This window comes from Paenibacillus sp. J22R160, assembly GCF_059692135.1.
The window spans coordinates 232,069-255,558 of record NZ_JCAUAU010000004.1; the positions used below are offsets into that span (position 1 = coordinate 232,069).

Below are 23,490 nucleotides of genomic sequence, written 5' to 3' on the forward strand. Positions count from 1 at the left end.
CTCGTCCGAACAGCCGTTGGGCTTTTTGTTATGCGGCATTAAGCATTAGCGATAATCGGTAAAACTTCCTCTAAGCGCGATACCACATTAGCAGGAACAATCTCATCTCCACTTTGCAGTCCATGATGATTGATCCAAATATTGCGCATGCCTACACGTCCCGAACCAAGGATATCCGTCGTCAATTTATCACCGATCATGATTCCTTCTTCCGCATGAATCCCCAGAAGTTCAAGTGCATGGTGAAAAATTGAAACATCCGGTTTCCCTACTCCAAATTCCCCTGAAATGACAATATGATCGAAATAGGACGTAATAGCTGGTACGCCAGCTAATTTTTCTTTTTGAAGATCAGGCGATCCGTTTGTTAGTAGTAGCAACTTGTAGTTACCCTTCAAAGCATCCAGTACACGGAACGTTTCTTCATAAACGTAAGGACGCTTGCGGCGTTCAGCAGGAAAAAGCTCGCCGAGCTTGTACCCAAGTGCTGAATCTTCTACGCCTAACGCGCGAAGCCCGCGGGTCCACGATTCCGTACGATAGCCTGGCGCTAATTTTTCAAGTTTGCGAAAATTTTCATTTTCACCTTGCGTGAAATTAGCCCATAGTCCTTCAAACGGATTAATACCAATTATTTTGGTGAATGAAAAAGTTTCATAAGACTCATATAAAGCACGGGCTTCTTTACGAACAGCAGCCTCCAGCTCTTCTGGATTCACAGCCGCGTGTTTGGCTGCTTCAGCGCAAGTTGCTTCAAAAGCTTCTTGTACACTACGGTCATCCCATAGGAGCGTATCGTCTAAATCAAAAAGTACAGCCTTCAACGTCATCATTCATTTCCCCTTTGAATGTTGTTTCTATGTGAAAAAGCAACTACTCTTCGTCCGTGAACTTGATGGAATCAAGTTGGACTTTAAGATTGCCTCGGAAAGCCTCAATATATTTTTTTCTCAGTTCGTTACGTTCATCGATTTCCGCTTCCGTTAATCCAACGGTTTTCGCTTTACGAGCAAGCTCATTTATGCGCTCAATGTTTTTATCCATACTGTCACTCATAATGATCCTCCAGTTCAAAAATTCAATATGAGTATTACTTTGCCATCCCTCTAATGGAATGTCAAGAAAACATCAAAAGAGGCTTAGGAACAATACCTAGCCTCTCACCGTCTATTTCCATTTCATTAGGGAAGCAATTGTCAAGGGAGCAATAAAACCTGTCCTTCTTTCAAAGAGCTCGTAGTTAGATGATTCTTCGTCTTAATTTTATCTATATAGGAACGAATGTTCTCTCCACTCTTCTTATGAGTAGTTGCAATGTCCCACAGCGTATCGCCCTCTTGAATGACGACTTGCTCTGGAACAACAGTCTTCGTCTCCGAGTGATTTGACAAGCTGCTCGTCGGCGAAGATGCTGACGCATAAGCTTGTACCATGGCACCGAAAAAGAACACAGTCCCCAGAATGAGAGCAATGAAAAGAAACCGAATGATAGTTTTCGTATTGCGTGATTTGGTTGCGATCCCTTTGGACGCGGTAGTTGATCTATGAGGTGTGCGTGAATTGTTAGTGTGTGAGTAGGCCATATACATGAATAATCATCCCCCAAACATTTGTTCTGTTATTAGAATAACACGAACACATGTTTGAGTCAACGATTTATTCGAACTTATGTTTGTACGAACTCGGGTTCTATGTTATACTTTGGGTAATGATTCCCAGTATTGGAGTGATAACTATTGAGTAAGATTTCACAGCGTCAACAAGCTATTTTAGAATACATTAAGAACGAAGTGAAAGATAAGGGCTACCCGCCTTCCGTACGCGAAATCGGTGAGGCTGTCGGACTAGCCTCCAGTTCAACCGTTCACGGGCATTTGGAGCGTCTTGAGAAGAAAGGGTTAATTCGTCGAGATCCAACAAAACCTCGTGCCATCGAGATCCTTGGCTTAGACGGTGCTGAAACTCATTTCGCTGTTTCCGTTGCACGCGTTCCGCTCGTAGGTAAAGTTACCGCTGGGGTGCCGATTACGGCGACAGAGAACATCGAAGACTACTTCCCTCTTCCTGTCAGCATGGTTGGGGATAACAACGTGTTCATGCTTAGCGTCATGGGTGACAGTATGATCGAAGCCGGCATACATAACGGCGATTATGTCATCGTCAAGCAGCAACAAACAGCGAACAACGGAGACATCGTTGTCGCGATGACAGAAGACGATGAAGCTACGGTCAAACGTTTTTACAAAGAGAAAGACCATATCCGTCTTCAACCGGAAAACTCCGCTTTGAAGCCGATCCTATTGAAGAATGTTACGATTCTTGGCCGTGTCATCGGATTATTCCGTGACATGTAAGACGAATAAGGACCGTCAGGTGAATCATCCTGATGGTCCTTATTCGTTTGTATCTGTGTTCTCCCGCGAATCCATTTTTCCTACGAGGAACTTGAGAACCTAGAGAGAACTGCGATATCTCTTTGATACATTCTATTGAAATCTCGTACTACTTCTTAATAAATTAATAAAAACCTAGCAGGACTCCAGCTAAGGGGTCACTAAAGGGAACTGGCGTACTCTATTTCATGAAAAACGAGCAATTTTCTCCCTAAGCGGAACTACAGGCCCTTATTTATCCTCAATACCTCGCTTTTCCGATGAAATCCACAAAATAGCGAACTGTAGTTCCCCTCGCTAGTGAATAATATGCTTTTGCAGGCTAATAACGGACCAGAGTTCCCTAGAATCCCCCAAACATGTAAATTCTTAAAGTTAAGACAAACAAAGAACCGAAGGACAAATCGTCCCTCGGTTCTTTGTACTAGTCAAAGCTTTGCTCAAGCTGACACTAAAACGCAAGCGCCCAATTACCTTCACGGAAAATAGGCTCCAAACTGCCATCCTGAAGCACACCGTCAATTTCAAGATCGGCCGTCCCTATCATGAAATCCACGTGGATCAAACTTGTGTTCCCGCCTCGTGCTTTCAGTTCTTCATTGGATAAAGAAGCTCCATCCTTGATATTTATCGGATAACAGCTGCCTAAAGCAAGGTGACAGGAAGCATTCTCATCAATGCCTGTATTGTAAAAAATTCGATTAACATTGGATATCGGCGAATCATAGGGAACAAGCGCGACTTCGCCCAGATAGCGAGCACCCTCGTCCATCTCCAATAACCTTGTCAAATGCTCATAGCCAACTTCTGCCTTATAATCAACGACCTTTCCTTCTTCGAACCTGAACGAAAACTTATCAACCAATGCTCCGTTAACATTTAGCGGCTTCGTACTTGATACCGTCCCATTAACGCCTGTCCGTTTGGGCATCGTAAATACTTCTTCCGTCGGCATATTCGCAACAAAGCGAATTCCGCTTGCGTTCGCTTTATCACCGCCCAGCCAAATATGGCCATCTGGCAGCTCTACGCGCAAATCAGTCCCCGCAGCCCGATATTGCAGCGCTGCATATTGCTTCTCGTTCAGCACCTTACGAACGCGTTTCAATTGCTCAATATGTGCGCGCCATGAGCTAACTGGATCATTTTCGTAAACGCGATTGAACCGGAAAATAGCGTCCCACATCGCGTCCATCCGCTCTTCTTCAGGAATATCTGCGTAAACTTTGGATGCCCAAGCCGCAGTCGGAGCTTTAATCAAGCACCAGCTGAACGTGCTCGTTCTCACATAATTTTGATACTTTGAACGTGCTGTTGCCATCGCTTTGGAAGCTCTGGAAATCACACTGGCGTCAATACCGGCGTACAAGTCAGGATCTGGCACTTTAATATTCAGTAGTGCGCCGCCATTCTCAACAAAACGCTCAAGCATATCTGTGTACCACACTGGGTAGTAGTCGAGTGCATCGTCATGAGCCGTTTCTAACCGGGCACGAGTCAGGAAATCATCCTGCCAGTTGACCTGAACAAAGTTCGCTCCTGCTTCGTAGGCTTTCTTAACAATTAGACGCGTCAAGTCCAAGCATTCAATCGGTGACTCGATCATGAGGTCTTGACCTTTGGTCAAATTAACGCCAATTTTAACGACCAATTCGGCATATTTTTCTAAGTTGACTAAAAAGTTATCCATATGAGTTCCTGCTCCTTCGCATGAAAAAGCCCATCAGCTCAGGGCGAGCCTGAAGCGTGACGGGCTTTCGTATCTAGTTTTCAAACGCTGCTGATCATCTTAGTACAGGGACAGATATTGATCTCTTTCCCATTGGTGAACCTGTGTGCGGTACATATCCCACTCGATTTCTTTAAGCTCATAGAAATGTGCTAAAGCATGTTCGCCAAGTGTATCGCAGATTACATCATCACGCAGCAGCTCATCCAAAGCTTGTTTCAAGTTCAGAGGCAAGCTTGGAATACCTTGGTTTTCTCTTTCCTCTTCCGTCATCACATAAATGTTGCGATCCGTTGGAGGAGGCAGCTGCATTTTGTTTTTGATGCCATCCAGACCCGCTGCAAGCATGACCGCAAGCGCCAAGTATGGGTTCGCAGCCGGATCCGGATTACGAACTTCAACGCGCGTGCTCAAGCCGCGGGAAGCCGGGATACGAATCATCGGACTACGGTTGCTCGCAGACCATGCTACGTAACAAGGTGCTTCGTAGCCAGGAACGAGACGTTTATAAGAGTTAACCGTTGGGTTCGTAATCGCTGCAAAAGAACGTGCATGGCGAAGTACACCTGCCATGTAATGTCTTGCAACATTACTTAAACCTAACTTGTCGGACTCATCGTAAAATGCGTTGGTATCACCTTTGAACAAGGATTGGTGACAGTGCATGCCAGAGCCGTTCATGCCGAACAATGGTTTAGGCATGAAGGAAGCATGTAGACCATGCTGTCTAGCAACGGTTTTGACAACGAGTTTAAACGTTTGAATTTGATCAGCCGCTTTGATCGCATCCGCATATTTGAAGTCGATTTCATGCTGACCAGGAGCTACTTCGTGGTGAGAAGCTTCAATCTCAAAGCCCATTTCTTCAAGCGTTAGCACGATATCGCGACGGCAGTTTTCACCAAGATCCATCGGAGCCAAATCAAAGTATCCACCTTGATCGTTCAGCTCGGTTGTTGGATTGCCTTTTTCATCGGTTTTGAACAAGAAAAACTCAGGTTCAGGACCTACATTCATCGCTGTGTAGCCCAGTTCTTCCGCTTGCTTCAGCGTATTTTTCAAGATCGCACGTGGATCGCCTGGGAATGGTCGGCCATCCGGCAAATAGATATCACAGATCAAGCGAGCTACTTTGCTTTCAGTTACCCAAGGGAAAATAACCCATGTATCCAAATCAGGATACAAGTACATATCTGACTCTTCAATACGTACATAACCTTCGATGGATGAACCGTCAAACATCATTTTGTTGTCCAACGCTTTTTCCAGCTGACTGAAAGGAATCTCAACGTTCTTAATACTTCCCATCAAGTCCGTAAACTGCAAGCGAATGAACCGGACATTCTGTTCTTTTGCAATGCGTAGAATATCTTCTTTGGTATAGTTGTTGTTGTAGGTCACGTTCATTCTCCTCTCATTTTAGAAGCGCTTACGGCGTGTTATTTATAAAACCGGGAAAGCTGTCCTTGGATGAGGGAAACCTGATCTGGACGCTTGCCCCCGCCTATCAACTGTTGCTTAAGCATTTTGTGCAGTTGGGAGTCGGTTAGTTCCTTACGCTTAACTTCCGTATGCTCGTTCAAAATCGTAGCATCTTCCGAATCTTTATCGACTGGGATGAGCACTTGCTTAATCCCTGCGATGTTAACGCCTTTTTCAATCAAATCTTTAATTTCAAGTAGTCGTTCCACATCATTAAAGGAGTAGAGTCGTTGATTACCGCCTGTTCTGGCTGGAATAATAAGCTCATGCTGCTCGTAATATCGAATTTGTCGTGCGGTTAGATCCGTCAGCTTCATGACGATCCCGATCGGGAATAACGCCATATTTCTACGTATATCATCACTCATGCTAATCACTCCTGCAAAGTTAAGTACCTCTCCTATATTGTACCTAAGTAACAAAAACGTGTCAAGGAGTGTAAGGTTTGTTCACAGACTTATTTTTTCAAAGCAATCCCTTGTCTACCATATGTTGGATTGCCGTAAGCACCCCTAACTTACAATGTGAATAAGTAAGTCCTCCCTGCATGTACGCGATGTAAGGCTCGCGAATTGGAGCATCGGCGGACAGCTCCAGGCTGCCGCCTTGGATGAAGGTCCCGGCTGCCATAATGACGGGATGCTCATAGCCGGGCATATCCCACGGCTCAGGCACTACGTGCGAATCCACGGCAGCTGCTTTCTGGATGCCCTGCACGAACGTGATCAAGTGTTCCGCCGACGTGAAGCGAATCGCTTGGATCAAATCCGTCCGCTGCGCGTCCCAACGCGGATGGCTCTCGAAGCCCAGCTGTTCGAATACAGCACTCGCGAACACCGAGCCCTTCACCGCTTGCCCAACCAAATGCGGGGCAAGGAACAGCCCTTGAAACATGGCTCGCGTAGCACCGAGCATGGCACCGACCTCGCCCCCAATGCCAGGGGCGGTCAATCGATAGGCAGCGAGGTCCACGAGGTCCTGCCGCCCGGCAATGTAGCCCCCGGATGGGGCGATGCCGCCGCCGGGGTTTTTGATCAGCGAGCCCGCCATCAAATCGACGCCAACCTGCGTCGGTTCCTGCAGCTCGGTGAACTCGCCATAGCAATTATCGACGAAAACGATAAGATTCGGGTTGATTTCTTTGACAAATCGGACCATCTCTCCGATTTGCCGGGTGGTGAACGACGGCCGCCAGGAGTAGCCGCGAGAGCGTTGGATGCCGATCACCTTCGTGTTCGGCTGAATAGCTGCTGCGATAGCCGCCCAGTCGGGCGATCCATCCTCCAGCAAGGCTACTTCGTCATAGCCAATGCCAAAGTCCTGCAGTGAGCCTGTGCCATCACCAGGTTTGCCAATCACCTTATGCAAGGTGTCATAGGGCTTCCCTGTTATGTAAAGTAGATGTTCGCCTGGCCGAAGCACACCGAACAATGCAGTCCCGATTGTATGCGTTCCTGACACAAAATGCGGACGAACCAGCGCCGCCTCTGCCCCAAAGCTATCCGCATACACAAGATCGAGCACCTCTCTACCGCGATCATTGTACCCATAGCCTGTGGAGGAGGCAAAATGATAATCACTTACTTTATGTTTCTGAAAAGCGCTAATCACTTTCCATTGATTCAGATCAATTGTTTTTTCAATGTGACGAAAAGCGCTTTCGACTTGACGCTCTGCACTTTCCATCAACGACATGACTTTATCCCCAAATTGCATAATGATTAATTCTCTCCCTCGTTCTCTTGAACCTCATGCTGCGGATTCTGATCATAGGCGACCAGCTGATAAGCGACTTTAACATAATCATCTTTGTTCACTCGGACTTTAAACACCATATCCTCGCCGTCTACTTCCGTTTCAAGTACATCGCCGATTCGGTACATTAAAGAGATGATGTCTCCTTTATCGGCCGGAATACGAAACTCTTTGCTATCCCCCATCAGCTTTTCTTGAATCGTGTTCCTCAGACGCTCCAAATCCGCTTGATCGAAAGCGCTAATCTTCAGAAACTCCCCTTCGGTCGTTAGTAATTCTCGGTCTTCCTGGGGACACGCATCGATTTTGTTGAAAAGTGTCAATTGTTCCTTCTGATGGGCGCCAAGCTCTTTAAGGACTTCGCTTACGACGCGCATCTGCTCGCCCCGCATATCTGTTGAGCTGTCAACGACGTGGAGAATGAGATCGGCTTCATTGGCCTCCTCCAATGTAGCACGGAATGAAGCTACAAGATCATGCGGCAAGTTTTGAATAAATCCTACGGTATCTGTAAGAACGATCTCCTTGCCGCTTGGCAGTTCCATCGTCCGTGATGTCGGGTCTAGGGTAGCAAAAAGCTGGTTCTCAATATAGACGTCGGCTTGCGTTAATTGTTTCAATAAAGTTGATTTACCAGCATTCGTATAGCCGACGAGAGCAACCTGGAACACACCGGTTTTCTTCCGGCGCTCTCGGTGCAAGGTGCGATGACGAACGACTTCTTCAAGCTGCGCCTTTAACTCGTCTATACGTCCTCGGATATGCCGGCGATCTGTCTCCAACTTGGACTCCCCGGGACCTCTTGTACCGATACCGCCGCCAAGCCTGGAAAGGTTCTTCCCTTGACCAGAAAGCCTTGGAAGCAAATAGCTGAGCTGTGCCAATTCAACCTGGATAATGCCTTCACGCGTTTTCGCGCGCTGTGCAAAGATATCTAGAATGAGCTGTGTGCGATCAATGATTTTGACATCGAGGGCCGCTTCCAGATTACGGACTTGAGCACCCGATAGCTCTTGATCAAAAATCGCGGTGTTTCCTCCCAAATCTTCCAACATTGCCTTCAATTCATCGACTTTCCCTTTGCCGATAAACCATTTGCTATCCTTCGTTTCTTTGTTCTGTGTCATGGTTTCCAAAACCTGTACTCCCGCTGTTTCAGCCAGTTTTACTAACTCCTGCAGCGAATATTCGGCTAATTCTTCATTGCGCTTCTGCTTCTGTGTAACCAGACTGACGAGCACAGCGCGGTCATCAATCTCTTTTTCAACCATATGTGAAGTTGTTTTCATAAGTTATAGTCTCCTTTACCTTGCACTTTCACGATTGAAATCCCCTCAAATAGGCGGATTCCTTCATCATTGTGTAGGAAATGCTTGGGAAAGTCAATTTACTGCGCTGGAAAGTTCAATTATAACAAAACGCAGTCAAAAAAACCGAAAGGCCACGTGGCCTTCCGGTATCTTTCCACACATGTTAAGTAAATAAACTTTGACCTAAGTAGGATCCTTTCGAAGGAACGCCCGGAAGCACGGCGAAATACCCCCCGCCAGTCGTATCCGTATAAGCCAGCATTTGATCTGGCAGCTTCGGATTCGTCAACCTTTTCTGAATCGATTCAAACTGCGTTTGAATGTTCCGATTGAAACAAACGAACAACAATCCGGCGTTCAACCGTCCAACGCTGTCCAGATTCTCCATGAAATTATAGCCTCTTCGCAAAATACGTTCACGTTCTGAATTCTCGCCTGCGCGCGGATTCGATAGGCGAATGTGGGAATCGAGCGGTGTAAATTTACCGCCCGAATCCTCTTCGAATTTAGGCTGATCCATTTCCTTTTGACCATCTAGCGGTGCCCCGGAAACTTTCTGACGTCCTATAATCTCCTCTTGATCGGAGTACGTTTGTTGATCCCATGTTTCAATTCGCATTTGAATGCGGCGAACGACCATGTAGGTTCCACCAGCAAACCAGGATGCATCATCACCGCTATCTGCCCATACGTTATTTTTCATAAAAGCTTCATCCGTCAAAGCCGGATTATTCGTACCGTCCTTGAAACCGAACAGATTTCGCTTGGTTCCTTGCGCCTTCAGGCCTAGCTGCCCAGTTTGCTGCCAACGTAAATGGGCAACCCCGCGTGCTGCCTTGGCCAAATTCCGGATCGCATGAAAACAGATCACTGGATCATCTGAACATGCCTGAATCAACATATCGCCATGGGTTAATTGATCCTGCAAGGAATCTTTATGAAAGATCGGCATCTCTGTTAAACGTGAAGGTTTCCGTGAACGAAGTCCGAATCGATCAACACCCTCCTTTTCAAAAAGAGAGGCACCTACAGCGAAAGTTATCGTCAGTTTCCCCGTATCTAGCCCCAGCTGCTCACCTGTATCCGTTGGAGGAAATTTGGCTTCTTGAGGCTCGACGGCCAGTGGTTTACCTGCCATTAGCGTAGCTGCCATTTCTGTCCAATGCTGCAGGAGCTCCTTAAGTTCCTGCACATTCTCAGTCGTTATATCAAAAGCCGCCACGTTGGCAAAGTTCTGAGCAGGCGTCACGACACCCGTTTGATGAGCGCCATAGAAAGAGATCGTTTCACTCTCAGCGTTGGCTTTGCTTGCATTCGCCTCTGCTGCGCTTGGAACCGCTCCTTGTGCTTTCCCCAGCAAATCACCGAGCACGATTCCCGCTGCTCCTGCCGCAGTCATCCCCAAAAAAGCTCTGCGATTCATTTTATCTGCCATTGTTGCTTCTCCCCTCCGATCCGTTACTTTATTTACTTAACGTTCCTGGCATTTTCACAAGAGGTTCTGCCAAAGCTTCCAATTTATTTTTCAAATCGACTTGTTTGGATTGCTCAATTTTCCCAAAATCGTTCCAAGTGGGTCCAGCTGGCGAAAGTAGGTTCATTGTTTCAATAACTACCGCTAAGCTTTTGGAAATTTTCTCATCTAAAGCAGCATCCTTCTTCTTCAATTCACCTTTGACAAGGTCATAAATCGCTTGCGCACCTTCTACATTGGCCCGGATAACAGGCACTGTAGCCCCGCTCCAACGCTCTTCTTCACCCGTAATTTTGCTGGACTGTGCTTCTTCCATCAATTCCCCGACACCCGCGATAAAGTCTGAAGCTTCGATCGTTGTAGATGCGATTGCCTGTTGCATTTTCTTGCCGTCTTCTAATAGGCGGGCAGAGAATGGCTCAGCATCTTTCACATTCTTTTTCACAAAAAGCAAGTACTCAATGCGGTGATATCCCGTAAATGCTGGATCTTTTTCATTCTTGAAATCATCCACACGAGCATCCATGACACCGTCCAATTCGCTGAACGTTTCGATGATCGGCTCAATTCTTTCATAAGGCATACGGGATAGTCCATAAGCTTCCTGCGCTTTTTTCAGATCGCCGCTTTTCACAGCTGCATCCAGCTGCTCTAATAAAGTAACAAGTTGTGTCCCTTGATCCTGTACATATTTATTATAAGCTTTCGCTGCTTCTTGAAGCTCCTTGGATGCCTCAATAACATCTTTATTGACCGCACCTTTGTTATCCGTAAAAGATGTCGTTAACTCTGTCATGGCTGCCTTAGCATTCGTGTTTAGTGCCGCTAATGTGGGATAATCCAACTTGTCTTGTTTCAAACCAGCTTCCAATGGAATCAGAAATTTCTCCACTTTAAAATAGAGTTCCGGGAATTTCGGTTTCACTTCATCCTCAAAGCTGGCCCACTGATCTTCCAACTGCGTTGATAGCTTCTTCGCGTCTTTTATTTTATTTGCATCTAGTTGACCTTTTAGCTGATCAATGCTTGTAAGCAGTGCTGCCGAACCTTCCGTAAAAGGAACTTTCTTCACTTCTACTGTTTCTGTTTTTCCGCAACCAGCAAGGACTAGCGTTGTTGCTGCCGCTAAAATGATAAGTTTCTTTTTCATAATTTGTGCTCCTTCTCGATAAAAAAATTATTTATAAACCGCTCGATTTTTGTTTTGAATCCATTTAAGACGATCCCATATGACAGTGAACAATGCCGCTAACAAGAGGATAAATTGAGGAATCGCACTCTCGAGTGTCGGATAAAGTGCAACGAAATCCCAACTAGGCAGCCAAGATGCCGTCGTTGCAGGAAGATAACCGGCTAACTGCAGACCGTGGACACCCATACCGGCAAATTTGAAGCACAAATAAAAGACGAAGAAGCTTGAAACCAAGAAGAATGGGCGCATCGGAATACGCAAGCCGACTTTTAAAATGAGGAACGCCACAATGATCAGGATTACAGCACCAATCGCGATGCCTCCGACCAAAGAGCTCAATGAAATCGAGGACGCCATCCCGATCATGAAGAGAACCGTCTCAGTACCTTCACGGAACACAGCTAGGAAAGCTAGTAAACTAAGTGAAACTAAACTCCCTGTCGCTAGCGCTTTGACGCTCTGATCCCTTATGTATTTTTGCCAGTTCGAAATACTCGATTTACTGTGCAACCAATAACTCATATATAGCAACATGACAGCAGCGAAAATGCCGGTACATCCAGCAATCAAAAAGTTGTTATTGCCAAAAGCACTCGCTGAGAACAGCTGCTGAACAGCGATGCCTAGCGCGATACTCACAAGTAGTCCACCTAGCACCCCGTACCAAATCCATTGTTTCTTATTACTATGACCCGATTTATGTAAAAATCCGAGCAGGGCAATAACGACTAGCAAAGCTTCCAACCCTTCTCGCAGTAAAATCGTCGTTGCATCCAGCATCGTATATCTGGTTTTGGCGGCTAACGGATTCAAATCTGCATGCATACGTGCGATCGTTGCTGAAGCCTCATTGACTTGAGCAGGCGTCGCAGACAGCTGTGCATAGGCTGTGACCATGTCTCTTTCCATGGATGTATAAACCGAGGAAGACTGTGTAAGGACAATCCCCTCAATCTGCAGCCAAGAATCTCGAAGCATTTGAATACTTGTCGAAGCCCCGTCCACATCGTTCTCTTTGAGCTGTCCGGAAGCTTTGTCCAAGAGCGCGACCAGGTCAGCTACAGATACTTGGCCATCGTTCTTAGAAGCTAGACCAAAAGCATTCAAATTCCCTTCAATGAAGTTCTTATTGAGCGTATGAAGCTCTTTCAGTCCCGCTAGAAGCTTAGGCTCATCAATGGGCTGCTTAACGGTTTGAAATGAGACTTCTCCCATTGCCTGCTCGATCTTCTGATAAGCCGCAAGCGAGCGCTCCTTCACGCCACCTTCATAAGACAACCAGTTCATTTGAAACGTATCAAACAGTTTGGAAGCCTCTTCCACCTTACCGCTCTCCGCAGCTTGGATAGCACGGACGATGCTCTCATCTTCCTTAGCGAGGTCGTCTTCGGCATTAGCGAAAACGGAAAATGGGACAGTTATAAATAAGACCAATGCAATCCAGCTAGCAATAAACATTTTAGGCATGATAGCAAAAGCCCCCCTTGGAAATCAATTACCAATTTAATTAATATTGATAATCATTATCAATCTCTAATTACTCTGTCTATTTTACTCCGTTCTTCGATCCTGTCAATTCATTTAAACAAGAAAAAAAGCCATTTAACCTAAAAAAAGTTAAATGGCTTCTTAAATGTTCATTTAAATTTCATATCTTCTGGTCGAATTGACATTAATTCCGATTTGGAAGGAGCATTCACATATTGACTAAGCAATCTTACCGCTTGATGCCTCATCGCTTTCTCTAGAATATTGCGAACATACCTCGCATTACTAAAAGCCCGCCAAGTTGCTGCCTTCTCCTCCGTTAAATGCTGCTTAAGCTTCATTACGGTCTGAGGCATAAGTACATATTCCCGATCTTTGGCCATTAGCTCCGTAATCTGAATTAATTGTTCGATTGGATAATCCTCAAAATCAATTTGAATCGGGAACCTGGAAGGCAGCCCGGGATTCGTTGCAAGGAATTGCTCCATTTCGTCACTATAGCCGGCGAGAATCAGTATGAAGTCATTCTTCTTGTCCTCCATGCCTTTGACCAGCGCGTCGATCGATTCCTTCCCGAAGTCTTTATCTCCTCCGCGCGCGAGACTGTAGGCTTCATCGATGAATAAGATGCCGCCCATCGCTTTTTTCATCAATTCCCTCGTCTTTAGAGCTGTATGTCCAATGTATTCACCTACGAGATCTGCCCGCTCCACTTCAATAAAGTGCCCCTTGCTCAGCACACCCATTGCGTGAAACATGCGTCCCATCAGCCGGGCCACCGTCGTTTTGCCCGTGCCGGGACTCCCTTTGAAAATCATATGGTACACATGCGCATTGCTGATCAAGCCAGCCTCAGCGCGGAATTGTGAAATTTGGAGCAGCGCGTAAATCTCATGCACCAATTCTTTGACATTATCAAGTCCTATCAATTGATTTAACTCTTTAAAAATATCCGATAACGGACCTTCAAGCGGCGTCCTTTTCCCGGTTTGCTGCGGTTCTGCATCGGCCAGCGGCGAAGCATGAATCTGGTCGCCGGCGCCATCAACCGCTCGCCGATGCTCTGGCTGCCGCAAGACGATGTTGATCTGTCTGGATGGCAAGCTCCGACCACTCATGAGGATCACCTCGTTTACAAGTTGGTTTCGATGGATGGTATCTATCCATCCTACGCTCTTTCCTTGCTATTTAGACCGATCAGCGGTGCTTACACTAATAGAAAAAGCCTCCGAGCTATGCCGGAAGCTTTTCTGCTTTATTTTACGCCTGCGCCATAGGCTTGCGTTAGGGTGTAATGCTCTACGACCGGGAAAGGATCATAGAAGTGATGCAGCAGTTTACGCCACTCCTGATACTCAGCTGAGCCTCGGAAGCCTACGGTGTGGTCCTCGAGGGTTTCCCATTGCACAAGAAGCAAATATTTGTTGTCGTCTTCGATGCATGACTGAAGCTCATGTGACACATACCCTTTCATTGATGAAATAAGGGAAGATGCTTCGCGGAATGCAGCTTCGAATTCTGCATTTCTCCCTGCAATTACAGGTAAAATGGCTACTTCAAGGATCATTGATAGTCCCTCCTATTGAATAAATGTTAGTACCCGAAAGCATCGTCTTCAAAATGTGAAGTGTCTGCATGAAGACGGATGTGCGGTTCGTTATTCACGATTTCAACAATACTTAGACAGGTTGGATGAAAATATGGCGGATTCCAGAGCTCAGCAAGACCTCTCTGCTCAAAATAAGCCATGATCACTTTCAGCGTGACAGTGTGTGAAACAAGCGCAATGGTTTGTCCCTCATGCGCTGCAAGCAATTGTTCAAGTGCCGGAGTAACCCTGGCCTGTAGATCCGAATAAGATTCACCTCGCGCTGGGCGATACGCCTCAGGATTACGCCAGAAAGCATGGAAATTATCCGGGTCTAATCGCTCAATTTCATCCGAGATGCGCCCCTCCCAGTCGCCTAAATTCATCTCCCGCCATTCATCGGAAGGTTGGATCGCAAGATCACGATCCCCTTTGATTATCTGTGCAGTTTGCAGCGTACGCCCGCTAGTGCTTGCATACATGGCTTCAAATGGAACATCTTTCAACGCGCAGGACAACCATAATGCTTGCTGTTCGCCTAAAGATGACAGCGGTGAATCCAAATGTCCCTGCATCCGGCGCTCCACATTCCAGAGCGTTTCCCCGTGCCGGATTAGATATAGCTTTGTCATGACCAGATTTCCCTCCCCTAGGATCTAATTGGTTAAGTTAACATCAGAAGATTGACAAAAGAATCAAGCTCCAAAGCGCCGAAATAACGTCTCATTTCGATATCCGCTAACCGCTCTCGAATCGCCGTTTCTTCATAACGGGAGCTGCGCAGCACCTCTTCCAGCTCCGCTACATCGCTAGCGCCGAAGAAATCGCCATAAATTTTCAAGTCTTGAATTTGACCCTCTTCTATGGCTAAACGTACATCTAACTTCCCAACACCTTCGAAGCGCTTGGAGTTTTGCACAGTACTCTTCGGTGATTTGCCATAGTTCCAGTCCCAGTTTCCGTAACGTTCTTCGGATATGCTGCGAATTTGGCGCCAATCTTCTTCAGAAAGCTTGTACGTCGGCACTTCTGACGCTTCCATTCCAAATATGGAGGCCAGCAGTTTCAGACGAAATTCCTCAATCGTTATAGATTCATCCAGAAACTCAACGATGTTGGCGACTCTGCTGCGAATCGATTTAATGCCTTTGGATTGGATTTTGTCAGGGCTAACCTTGAGTGCAGAAACGACATTTTCAATCTCAGAGTTGAATAACAGCGTACCATGGCTGAACATGCGGCCTTTCGTTGCAAACTGCGCATTCCCTGAAATTTTACGCTCGCCGACCTGAATATCATTACGTCCTGTTAGCGCCGCTTCCACCCCAAGTTTGCGAAGGGCTTCTACAACGGGCTCTGTAAACTTTTGAAAATTGTGAAAAGAATTCCCGTCATCTTTAGTAATGAAGCTAAAATTCAAATTGCCTAAATCATGATAAACAGCCCCACCGCCGGAAAGTCTGCGAACAATATGCAAGTTGTGATCTTTCACATACTCTGGATTAATTTCTTCCAGTGTGTTTTGATTTTTCCCAATAATAATGGATGGTTCGTTCATATAAAAAAGCAGGTAACTGTCTTGATCAGGCAGATGTCTTAACGCGTATTCCTCAATCGCCAAGTTGATCCGTGGATCTGTTATTCTTTCGTTATCAATAAATCGCATGAGGTTGCTCCTTCTATTCGTTAGATAAATCGGACGCCATCGTTCGATTGAGTGTATACATGCCTAAAGATTGGTAGAAAGCTCTGGCGCTCTCATTAAATTCCCAAACATTAAGCTCAAGGGAGGAAGCCCCCTGTTCCCGCGCCCATGCCGCAGATGCTTGATAGAGCAACGTTGCAATGCCTTGCCGCTGAAAGTCAGGTGACACCGCCAATTCATTCATATGAGCGTAAGTGCGTGGAACTAGCGCTTCATACGAAGAGCTTTTCTTTATCTCCAGCATAGCGACACCCACCACTTGCCCGCTTTTCTCAGCGACCCATATCACCTTGTTCATCTGATCGGAAAAACTGCGGTACCAGCCCATGGCAACGACGCGATCCAATCTTGCAAAATGATTAGGCAAAGCTGCCGCATGTTCCTCTTGACCAAAACGAATGATGGCATTGACCGCCTCATAGTCTTCGGAATGTGCTCGTCGTATGATAAGTTCCAAATCATCCACCCCTGCTGCCAGTTTGCAGTTTTCTTTCCGTTGTTTCATAGCTTACCTCAATGGACAATATTTTTCCACTTTTGATATTGTATTTTTATGCATTAATATGTATATTTATTTAAAGTACGTCTGAAGAATCGAAAGGAGTTCACTTTTGATGAACGATTCAATCACTTTTTACAACGAAATCGATACGATTGCCTCCAACACATGGCCTGCCGAAATTACCGCTTATATCGATCACTGGCAATTGCGAGCTACCCAAGGCGTCACAAAGCGTGCCAATAGTGTGCTGGCAATCGGTGAGTATCCTACAACCGCTGACTGGCTGCCGCTTATCGAACAATTCTACGCCGACAAAGGCCTTCCTGCCATTTTTCATATTAGCGATGCATCGCCGCCTGGGCTGGATGCCATGTTGCATACGCAGGGATATGTCCCTGATCTTCCATGTCTCATGATGTTTGCAAATACTCAAGAAGCGGCCGCATTAGCACAGCAGAAACTCCTGTTGAAACCACCTTTGCCCATATCGACAGAATGGATGAACGAAGTGGATGATGAATGGCTGGATGCTTTTCTTACTCTTGAAAATTACGATAAATCGCTCAAGGAATGCTACAAAGGAATATGTGACCGAATCTCCAAGACCAAAGGTTTTGTAAAATTAAAAAAGGGTAATCAAATCATTGCCGTCGGCACAGCTATTGTCGAAGGCGAGTGGGCCGGTTTCCTAAATGTGGTTGTGAGCGAGAAGGAGCGTGGTCAAGGTCTGAGCTACTATCTTATGTACGCCCTCTCCTCTTGGAGTCTGGAGCAGGGTGCTGCTGAGCAATACTTGCAAGTGGTTGCTTCCAATGCAGCCGCCGTTTCGTTGTATGAAAAACTTGGCTACCAAACCAAGTATCGCTATCATTACCGATTGAAGTATGATTTGCCCCCCTTTGCATCATCCTAACTAAGAATTTGGTAAGGATATGAAAGGAGTCTAAGTTCATGGCTACAGCTACTACGCCGAAACCTGTTTTTCCACCTCAGCATCAAAATGTACAGCCTGGCATCGAGTCACAGATGAACCCGCGTCCTGAGTTTGACAACGCTGCTTACAAAGCAGCTGGCAAGCTGAAGGACAAAGTCGCGCTAATCACCGGAGGCGATAGCGGCATAGGCCGCGCGGTTGCGGTCGCCTTTGCCAAAGAAGGCGCTGATGTCGTGCTCGTCTACCTCAATGAACACGGAGATGCGGAAGAGACGCAGAAGCATGTGGAGAAGGCAGGTCGTAAATGTCTGCATGTCGCTGGTGACATCGGCGATGAGAACTTTTGCAAGAAGATCATCGAGCAAGCCGTTCAACAATTCGGGAAGCTCGATATTCTCGTGAACAATGCCGCTGAGCAGCATCCGCAGCCAAGTATTGAGAATATTACATCCGAACAGCTCGAACGAACATTTAGAACGAACATTTTTTCCTTCTTCTATTTAACCAAAGCTGCTCTCCCCCATCTCAAGTCGGGAAGCGCCATTATTAATACTGCTTCCATCACAGCTTATCATGGACATGAGCAGCTGATCGACTATTCCGCCACGAAAGGTGCGATCGTTACTTTCACACGATCCCTTTCCTTGCAACTGAATGCCAAAGGTATCCGCGTGAACGCCGTCGCGCCAGGTCCGATCTGGACACCGCTGATTCCTTCTACCTTCACGGAGCAGGAAGTCGCCACCTTCGGCTCCACGACGCCAATGAAGCGCGCGGGGCAGCCAGGAGAGCTTGCAGCGAGTTACGTCTTCCTGGCCAGCGAGGATTCCTCTTATATGGCGGGTCAGGTGCTGCATGTTAATGGAGGAACGATTGTTAACGGCTAAATCACAAGAAGAACCGTCAGGGAATTTCATCCTGACGGTTCTTTTCGGTTTGACGAACATCGACTCATATCAGATGAACTGTAGTCCGCTATTTGGAGAAAAACGAGCAGTGTTCCATCTGAACGGAACTACAGGCTCTTATTTGTCCCTCATGATGCGTTTTTCAGATGAAACCAGGAAAATAGCGGAATGTAGTTCTCTCAAACATACAGGTCATACTTTTTCTATTTAGACGCCTACCTTCAGCAGCAGCTTCGTCCATATCCACTTTGTATAAGCAAGTGTTTCTCTTGCTTCATGATACGGCATGAACAATACTTCGGAGTCGATTGACGAAACGAGCGGCTCTTTCATTCCTACGGATTCCGCAATATCCAGCGATCTCGAGCCATGGTAGGAGTGCGTCACAATGATGGAGCTCACAAGGCCCTGCTCGTCCATAATTTGCTTGGAAAACAACAAATTCTCGTACGTGCTTGTGGCCTTCGGTTCGATCAGAATGCTTTTGGCGGGAAGTCCCTTTTTGACCAAATAATTGCGCATGCCCTCTGCTTCAGTCAGCTTGGAGCCATTATGATCCAGACCGCCGCTTACGATAAGTTGCTTGAACTTGCCTTGTTTATATAGGTTAACAGCTAAATCTAACCGCTCTTGAAGCCCTGGACTTGGAATATCTTGACGTAAGGATGCTCCCAGCACAATGCCTACATCAACCTGCTTAGGCAAGGCTTGATCCGGAGCGACTTGCACCTTCCACTGAATATATATAATCCAGGCTACTCCGAGAAGGAACAGAATGATGAACAATCGCAATAGGTTGGTTAGCGTCCGCCGAAATTGTGACCTCGGCAAAGGTTTGGAAGCTTTTCTCGGTTTTGGGGAAACCGTTCGCTGCTTATGGTTCATATTGGTTTTGGCTGTCATCCATGTACTCCTTATCCAAAAATGCGCTTACTTGTCGAAACAATATAGCCGCATCATCGCTATGGCAAATGAGGTGATTAGATCTCGGATGCCAGTGAAGCTCGCGTTGGCCTTTCACTTTGCTATAAATGTAACGCGCACTTTGTGGATGAATCACCTGATCCTTCTCCGATTGTGCAATTAGTGTAGGAATACTCACCTGACTTAGCTCTGGCTTTAATTTGTTAACTAACCGGGCAAACTGCCAAGTAGCTCTTAAAGGTGTTGATTTGGCTTTGTCGAGGGAAATTTTCCTTTCATATTTCCATTCATCTCGCATCACTTCAAGCATCCGAGCTGGGCTTACATAAATCACAGCTGTATTTAATAAAATGAGCCGGCGAATCGGGTATCTCACGGATAAATACGCAGCTAGCAAGCCACCCATCGAGAAGCCCACCATGTCAAACTCGCCGTATTCGCGCGTCATTTTCTCCGCTTGCTCCTCGGCAGCCCTTACCCAATCTTCCCAGCGGGAAGTTTTTAATTGGTTCTTGGAATCCCCATTCCAGGGGAGTTCCGGCACCTTACAAAGTTGACCGCGTTCACGCAAGTGCCGAGCTAACGGCTCAACTTCATATGGCCCACCAGTAAATCCATGGAACAATAGACAGGGTTGTTTCACCTGTTTCACCCGGCATCCCTCCCGTCAATCTTTCCGAAGTAATGTCTTATATTCTAATTTATTCTATTTTTCTTTAATCGTGATGCCGTTGATCGTTACCTTTTCTTTCGGTTTGCTTGGTGTCGATTCTCCGCCCATCTCTACAGGTGTCTCGGCAATTTTGGCAATTGTTGCCATGCCATCCTGCGTCACTTTCCCGAAAATGCTGTAATTCGGCATTTGGTTCAAATTCGCGCAATCAGCACCCGAGCAAATGAAAAACTGGCTGCCATTCGTATTCGGACCGGAATTCGCCATTGCAACAGTGCCTGGTTCGTATTTGTGCGAAGTTTTGAGTTCGTCTGCGAACTTGTATCCAGGTCCGCCCATACCCGTCCCTTGCGGGTCCCCTGTTTGAATCATGAATGATTTGATAATCCGGTGAAACGTCACATTATTGTAGAAGCCCTCTTTGGATAAAAACACGAAGTTGTTCACCGTTTTGGGAGCTTCCTTGGCGTAAAGGTCAATGGTAAACGAACCTTTCGACGTCGTTACTTCCGCTTGATAATTTTTATTTGTATCAATCGTCATGTCTGGAGCTTTGCTCCATTGCTTCGCTGCCGGGGTGGCCGCAGGTGAAGCAGAAGCAGCCGGCGCTGTGGCGCCGTTTTTCGGCGTAGCCGTACCGCCAGCCGTTTCAGCTGGTTTGTTGCCGCAAGCCGAAGCAAGCATCGTGAGTGCGATCAATGTGAGTGGCAGTAGTTTCGCTGGTTTAAGCAGGTTCATTGTAAATTCCTCCGTCTAGTCGTGGGTTTCAAATTGCTGATCTTCAATTACGGCGTTCTGGGCACAATCACTTGTTCCCCATCTGGCTTGCCATCCTTCGGCTTATCCGGAGTTCCATTTCCCGGCTTATTGGGTGGCGTTGGTGTCGGACTTGGTCCATTGCTTGAGTTCGGACTCGGGCTCGGGGTTGGACTCGGGCTCCCACCTGGCTTGACCGTATGACCCGGCGTTGGCGTAGGTGTAGGCTTCCCTCCCGGAGACTGCGTCGGATTAGTCGGGTCATTCCCATTCCCATTGCCAGGTGAAGGCGTAGGCGAAACACCTGGTGATGGAGTAGGCTTCGTTCCATCCGGCAGCGTGTCATCCTTAGGGATTTCTACGGAAGCTACATTTGATTTGGCACCTTCGACATTGGTGTCCGCGTTAAATGGCGCAATGTAATATTGATAGGTTTCTCCGCTGAATACCGACGAATCATCCACATTTGCTACAGGTGATTGAATCAGAAGTTTAGCATCCGTCTCTTTGGAACCTTTGCGGTACACATTATAACTCGTCTTCCCGCCAAGCGGTGTCCATGTTAGTTTAACAGATTTCTTGTCGATCTCATACACAGCCGCTAGATCGGTTACTCCAGTAGGTGTCTCTGTTGGTGCAGGCACATTCGCTGGTTTAACGAAATTCGTGATAGGAAAAACGCCATCCATCGACTTGGACATGATCTCTTTGAAAAGAGCCGCCGTGCTTCCGCTGCCAACTGTCACATAATGCTTCGAATCTACCTTATCAAAGCCTTCCCACACGGCCGCCGTCCATTCAGGCGTATACCCAACGAACCAAACATCACGGTCATATTGCTCAATTCCCTTAATATCCAGCCCTGTAGAACCTGTTTTACCGGCAACTGGACGATTCAATTTAGCCTTAGTACCTGTACCTCCTGTTTCGACAACTCCCTGAAGAAGAAGTGTCATATAATAAGCGGTTTTCGGTTGAATCACTTGTTTCTTCTCCTGCTTATAAGCCGCAATTTCTTTCCCTTGCGTATCCGTAATGCGAAGAATCGCATGGGTTTTGTTAAGAGACCCTTGGTTCGCGAAGGCGGAGTAAGCAGTCGCCATTTGCAAAGGTGAAACCCCATCCGTAAGACCGCCAAGTGCAATAGCCAAGTTGACGTCTTTCGTCGGATTCAGCTGAATGCCCAGCTTTTTGGCAAAATCGATGCCCGTTCTAACGCCGATTTGGTCAAGCAACCACACTGGTGCCAAGTTGTATGATTTTTTCACTGCTTCAAACATCGTTACTTGACCATGCGTCACACGGTCATAGTTGCGTGGTGAATAAGTCCCATTCCCGAAAGTGGTTTGAGAATCATCCATCATGGAATAAGGTGTGTAATTCCCGCTTTCTAGGGCAGGACCGTATGCGGCGATCGGTTTAAAAGAAGAACCCGGCTGCCTTTTGGAATAAATACGGCTGAATCCTCGCGATTTGTAATCACGTCCACCGATCATCGCCATCAAACCGCCTGTTTTGTTATCTACAATAACCATGGCGCTTTGAATTTTCTGCCCATCCGCAGCATCCTTTTGGAAAAAGCTCGGATTCGCGTAGGTTTGCTCCATGACTTGTTGGGCTTTAGGATTCATCGTTGTGTAAATACGGTAGCCCTTCGTCAGCAATTCATCTTCATCAATGCCATACATGTCTTCCGCTTCATTCATCACGTAATCCACATAACTGGCATAATCCTTCGTGTTTGTTCCTGCAGCAGCAGGCGGTACGTAATCCACAGCTGCGGCTTCTGCGCGCTCGGCTTCCGTAATATACCCTTGATCGGCCATTAGTTTAAGCACGACTCCTCGACGCTCTTTGGACAGATCCGGGTTCGCTAATGGCGAATATCTCGATGGCGCTTTGGGTAAAGCAGCTAGAGTCGCCATTTCCCAAACCTTTAGATCGTTCAAGTTGGATTTGCCAAAGTAAACCTTGGCAGCTGCTTTAATCCCATAGGCATTACTGCCAAAGAAAATACGATTCAAATAACGCTCAAGAATTTCATCCTTGGTATACTTTTCGTCCAAAGCAAACGCAATGGACATCTCCGTTCCTTTACGGAACGCTGTTTTCTCGGAACTGAGGAATACATTTTTGGCTAACTGCTGGGTAATGGTACTTCCGCCTTCAACGGCGCTCATATGAATAACGTCCTTGACTAGCGCTCGGCCAATCGCCCAGAAGTCAACACCGGAATGCTGCTCAAATCGGCGATCTTCTGTCGCAATAAATGCCTGCTTCAAACGCTCCGGAACGTCTTTGATGTTCACGCTCTCCCGGTTCTCGCCTTTATAAATCTTGGCAATCTCCTTAGCCTGTGCATCCTTGCCTTCTTCCTGCGCATAAATAAGGGTCGATTCCGTCGTCGTCTCGATTTTATCGATATTCATTTCCAGAATCTTAAAGCCGTTCATAATAACGACAATATAAATTGCCATTGCACATATGATTGCCAGAATCGTTGCTATAATAGAACCCAAGATTAATTTGCGAAAATTAAACTTCTTCTTTTTTGGACCTTTCTTACTACCTTGTGGTTTCGTTTTGGTATTCGTTGTTGACTGTTTGTTTGTAGGTCTCTCCAAATCCACCGACTCCCTCGTTGTACAATTCTTTATCTATTAACCAACAAAAGAAC

General features: G+C 46.5%; 23 protein-coding genes. 3 read left to right on the top strand and 20 right to left on the bottom strand.

What is annotated here, in order from left to right:
* Nucleotides 1–38: 38 nt before the first annotated feature.
* The 3 genes from AC58UW_RS11755 to AC58UW_RS11765 form a co-directional block, all read right to left on the bottom strand.
* Entirely contained in the window at nt 39–830 is a 792-nt protein-coding gene (locus tag AC58UW_RS11755) for an HAD family hydrolase (protein ID WP_497420849.1), read from the bottom strand.
* Nucleotides 831–873: 43 nt separating this feature from the next.
* Entirely contained in the window at nt 874–1,056 is a 183-nt protein-coding gene (locus AC58UW_RS11760) for a DUF896 domain-containing protein (RefSeq protein ID WP_497420850.1), read from the bottom strand.
* A 140-nt stretch (nt 1,057–1,196) separates the two neighbouring features.
* Nucleotides 1,197–1,589, bottom strand: coding sequence for a LysM peptidoglycan-binding domain-containing protein (locus tag AC58UW_RS11765; protein ID WP_497420851.1), 393 nt, complete (start codon nt 1,587–1,589; stop codon nt 1,197–1,199).
* A 147-nt stretch (nt 1,590–1,736) separates the two neighbouring features.
* Between AC58UW_RS11765 and lexA the strand changes: the two genes are divergently transcribed.
* Nucleotides 1,737–2,354 (top strand): transcriptional repressor LexA, encoded by a 618-nt coding sequence (gene lexA, locus AC58UW_RS11770; RefSeq protein ID WP_127451671.1) that lies wholly within the window; start codon nt 1,737–1,739, stop codon nt 2,352–2,354.
* A gap of 490 nt (nt 2,355–2,844) precedes the next feature.
* On the opposite strand, the gene AC58UW_RS11775 is transcribed toward lexA, so the two are convergent.
* From AC58UW_RS11775 to AC58UW_RS11835, 13 genes are all read right to left on the bottom strand, one after another.
* Nucleotides 2,845–4,083, bottom strand: a complete 1,239-nt coding sequence (locus tag AC58UW_RS11775) for an aminopeptidase (RefSeq protein WP_497420852.1) — start codon at nt 4,081–4,083, stop codon at nt 2,845–2,847.
* A gap of 99 nt (nt 4,084–4,182) precedes the next feature.
* Complete coding sequence (gene glnA / locus AC58UW_RS11780) at nt 4,183–5,523, bottom strand: type I glutamate--ammonia ligase (protein WP_497420853.1); 1,341 nt, start codon at nt 5,521–5,523, stop codon at nt 4,183–4,185.
* 38 nt (nt 5,524–5,561) lie between these two features.
* Entirely contained in the window at nt 5,562–5,972 is a 411-nt protein-coding gene (locus tag AC58UW_RS11785) for a MerR family transcriptional regulator (RefSeq protein ID WP_145655132.1), read from the bottom strand.
* A gap of 97 nt (nt 5,973–6,069) precedes the next feature.
* Nucleotides 6,070–7,320, bottom strand: a complete 1,251-nt coding sequence (locus AC58UW_RS11790) for a methionine gamma-lyase family protein (protein ID WP_497420854.1) — start codon at nt 7,318–7,320, stop codon at nt 6,070–6,072.
* Between the two features lie 5 nt (nt 7,321–7,325).
* Entirely contained in the window at nt 7,326–8,648 is a 1,323-nt protein-coding gene (gene hflX / locus AC58UW_RS11795) for a GTPase HflX (RefSeq protein WP_497420855.1), read from the bottom strand.
* 184 nt (nt 8,649–8,832) lie between these two features.
* A complete protein-coding gene (gene efeB / locus AC58UW_RS11800; protein WP_497420856.1) occupies nt 8,833–10,104 on the bottom strand; it encodes an iron uptake transporter deferrochelatase/peroxidase subunit in 1,272 nt (423 codons plus the stop codon).
* 28 nt (nt 10,105–10,132) lie between these two features.
* Nucleotides 10,133–11,293 carry an imelysin family protein gene (locus AC58UW_RS11805; RefSeq protein ID WP_497420857.1) on the bottom strand — a complete coding sequence of 387 codons (1,161 nt, stop codon included), beginning with the start codon at nt 11,291–11,293 and terminating at the stop codon, nt 10,133–10,135.
* 27 nt (nt 11,294–11,320) lie between these two features.
* Nucleotides 11,321–12,802 carry an FTR1 family iron permease gene (locus tag AC58UW_RS11810; protein WP_497420858.1) on the bottom strand — a complete coding sequence of 494 codons (1,482 nt, stop codon included), beginning with the start codon at nt 12,800–12,802 and terminating at the stop codon, nt 11,321–11,323.
* A gap of 170 nt (nt 12,803–12,972) precedes the next feature.
* Nucleotides 12,973–13,941: an AAA family ATPase gene (locus tag AC58UW_RS11815; protein ID WP_497420859.1), complete on the bottom strand. Its 969-nt coding sequence runs from the start codon at nt 13,939–13,941 to the stop codon at nt 12,973–12,975.
* A gap of 137 nt (nt 13,942–14,078) precedes the next feature.
* The gene (locus AC58UW_RS11820; protein ID WP_497420860.1) at nt 14,079–14,390 is read right to left on the bottom strand and encodes an antibiotic biosynthesis monooxygenase family protein; all 312 of its coding nucleotides are present in this window, start codon (nt 14,388–14,390) and stop codon (nt 14,079–14,081) included.
* A 26-nt stretch (nt 14,391–14,416) separates the two neighbouring features.
* On the bottom strand, nt 14,417–15,043 hold the full coding sequence (locus tag AC58UW_RS11825) for a histidine phosphatase family protein (protein ID WP_497420861.1): 627 nt from the start codon (nt 15,041–15,043) through the stop codon (nt 14,417–14,419).
* Between the two features lie 32 nt (nt 15,044–15,075).
* The gene (lplA, locus tag AC58UW_RS11830; protein ID WP_497420862.1) at nt 15,076–16,077 is read right to left on the bottom strand and encodes a lipoate--protein ligase; all 1,002 of its coding nucleotides are present in this window, start codon (nt 16,075–16,077) and stop codon (nt 15,076–15,078) included.
* Between the two features lie 13 nt (nt 16,078–16,090).
* Nucleotides 16,091–16,621, bottom strand: coding sequence for a GNAT family N-acetyltransferase (locus AC58UW_RS11835; protein WP_497420863.1), 531 nt, complete (start codon nt 16,619–16,621; stop codon nt 16,091–16,093).
* 109 nt (nt 16,622–16,730) lie between these two features.
* On the opposite strand from AC58UW_RS11835, the gene AC58UW_RS11840 reads away from it, so the two are divergent.
* Nucleotides 16,731–17,531, top strand: a complete 801-nt coding sequence (locus AC58UW_RS11840; protein ID WP_497420864.1) for a GNAT family N-acetyltransferase — start codon at nt 16,731–16,733, stop codon at nt 17,529–17,531.
* A 38-nt stretch (nt 17,532–17,569) separates the two neighbouring features.
* The gene (locus tag AC58UW_RS11845; protein ID WP_497420865.1) at nt 17,570–18,439 is read left to right on the top strand and encodes an SDR family oxidoreductase; all 870 of its coding nucleotides are present in this window, start codon (nt 17,570–17,572) and stop codon (nt 18,437–18,439) included.
* Between the two features lie 228 nt (nt 18,440–18,667).
* On the opposite strand, the gene AC58UW_RS11850 is transcribed toward AC58UW_RS11845, so the two are convergent.
* From AC58UW_RS11850 to AC58UW_RS11865, 4 genes are read right to left on the bottom strand one after another with little or no spacing between them, the layout of a single operon-like run.
* Complete coding sequence (locus AC58UW_RS11850) at nt 18,668–19,363, bottom strand: YdcF family protein (RefSeq protein WP_497420866.1); 696 nt, start codon at nt 19,361–19,363, stop codon at nt 18,668–18,670.
* Nucleotides 19,335–20,036, bottom strand: a complete 702-nt coding sequence (locus tag AC58UW_RS11855) for an alpha/beta hydrolase (RefSeq protein WP_497420867.1) — start codon at nt 20,034–20,036, stop codon at nt 19,335–19,337. The genes AC58UW_RS11850 and AC58UW_RS11855 overlap by 29 nt, the downstream gene beginning before the upstream one ends.
* Before the next feature lie 54 nt (nt 20,037–20,090).
* On the bottom strand, nt 20,091–20,795 hold the full coding sequence (locus AC58UW_RS11860; RefSeq protein ID WP_497420868.1) for a peptidylprolyl isomerase: 705 nt from the start codon (nt 20,793–20,795) through the stop codon (nt 20,091–20,093).
* Between the two features lie 47 nt (nt 20,796–20,842).
* The gene (locus AC58UW_RS11865) at nt 20,843–23,290 is read right to left on the bottom strand and encodes a transglycosylase domain-containing protein (protein WP_497420869.1); all 2,448 of its coding nucleotides are present in this window, start codon (nt 23,288–23,290) and stop codon (nt 20,843–20,845) included.
* Nucleotides 23,291–23,490: the final 200 nt, after the last annotated feature.

What these genes read in the sequence shown, in the direction of transcription:
- AC58UW_RS11790 (WP_497420854.1), bottom strand. Translation starts at nt 7,320, where the DNA reads ATGCAATTTGGGGATAAAGTCATGTCGTTGATGGAAAGTGCAGAGCGT.
- AC58UW_RS11785 (WP_145655132.1), bottom strand. Translation starts at nt 5,972, where the DNA reads ATGAGTGATGATATACGTAGAAATATGGCGTTATTCCCGATCGGGATC.
- AC58UW_RS11755 (WP_497420849.1), bottom strand. Translation starts at nt 830, where the DNA reads ATGACGTTGAAGGCTGTACTTTTTGATTTAGACGATACGCTCCTATGG.
- AC58UW_RS11815 (WP_497420859.1), bottom strand. Translation starts at nt 13,941, where the DNA reads ATGAGTGGTCGGAGCTTGCCATCCAGACAGATCAACATCGTCTTGCGG.
- AC58UW_RS11810 (WP_497420858.1), bottom strand. Translation starts at nt 12,802, where the DNA reads ATGCCTAAAATGTTTATTGCTAGCTGGATTGCATTGGTCTTATTTATA.
- AC58UW_RS11845 (WP_497420865.1), top strand. Translation starts at nt 17,570, where the DNA reads ATGGCTACAGCTACTACGCCGAAACCTGTTTTTCCACCTCAGCATCAA.
- AC58UW_RS11835 (WP_497420863.1), bottom strand. Translation starts at nt 16,621, where the DNA reads ATGAAACAACGGAAAGAAAACTGCAAACTGGCAGCAGGGGTGGATGAT.
- AC58UW_RS11820 (WP_497420860.1), bottom strand. Translation starts at nt 14,390, where the DNA reads ATGATCCTTGAAGTAGCCATTTTACCTGTAATTGCAGGGAGAAATGCA.
- efeB (WP_497420856.1), bottom strand. Translation starts at nt 10,104, where the DNA reads ATGGCAGATAAAATGAATCGCAGAGCTTTTTTGGGGATGACTGCGGCA.
- AC58UW_RS11850 (WP_497420866.1), bottom strand. Translation starts at nt 19,363, where the DNA reads ATGACAGCCAAAACCAATATGAACCATAAGCAGCGAACGGTTTCCCCA.
- AC58UW_RS11865 (WP_497420869.1), bottom strand. Translation starts at nt 23,290, where the DNA reads ATGGCAATTTATATTGTCGTTATTATGAACGGCTTTAAGATTCTGGAA.
- hflX (WP_497420855.1), bottom strand. Translation starts at nt 8,648, where the DNA reads ATGAAAACAACTTCACATATGGTTGAAAAAGAGATTGATGACCGCGCT.
- AC58UW_RS11860 (WP_497420868.1), bottom strand. Translation starts at nt 20,795, where the DNA reads ATGAACCTGCTTAAACCAGCGAAACTACTGCCACTCACATTGATCGCA.
- AC58UW_RS11765 (WP_497420851.1), bottom strand. Translation starts at nt 1,589, where the DNA reads ATGTATATGGCCTACTCACACACTAACAATTCACGCACACCTCATAGA.
- lplA (WP_497420862.1), bottom strand. Translation starts at nt 16,077, where the DNA reads ATGCGATTTATTGATAACGAAAGAATAACAGATCCACGGATCAACTTG.
- AC58UW_RS11805 (WP_497420857.1), bottom strand. Translation starts at nt 11,293, where the DNA reads ATGAAAAAGAAACTTATCATTTTAGCGGCAGCAACAACGCTAGTCCTT.
- AC58UW_RS11760 (WP_497420850.1), bottom strand. Translation starts at nt 1,056, where the DNA reads ATGAGTGACAGTATGGATAAAAACATTGAGCGCATAAATGAGCTTGCT.
- AC58UW_RS11840 (WP_497420864.1), top strand. Translation starts at nt 16,731, where the DNA reads ATGAACGATTCAATCACTTTTTACAACGAAATCGATACGATTGCCTCC.
- AC58UW_RS11775 (WP_497420852.1), bottom strand. Translation starts at nt 4,083, where the DNA reads ATGGATAACTTTTTAGTCAACTTAGAAAAATATGCCGAATTGGTCGTT.
- AC58UW_RS11825 (WP_497420861.1), bottom strand. Translation starts at nt 15,043, where the DNA reads ATGACAAAGCTATATCTAATCCGGCACGGGGAAACGCTCTGGAATGTG.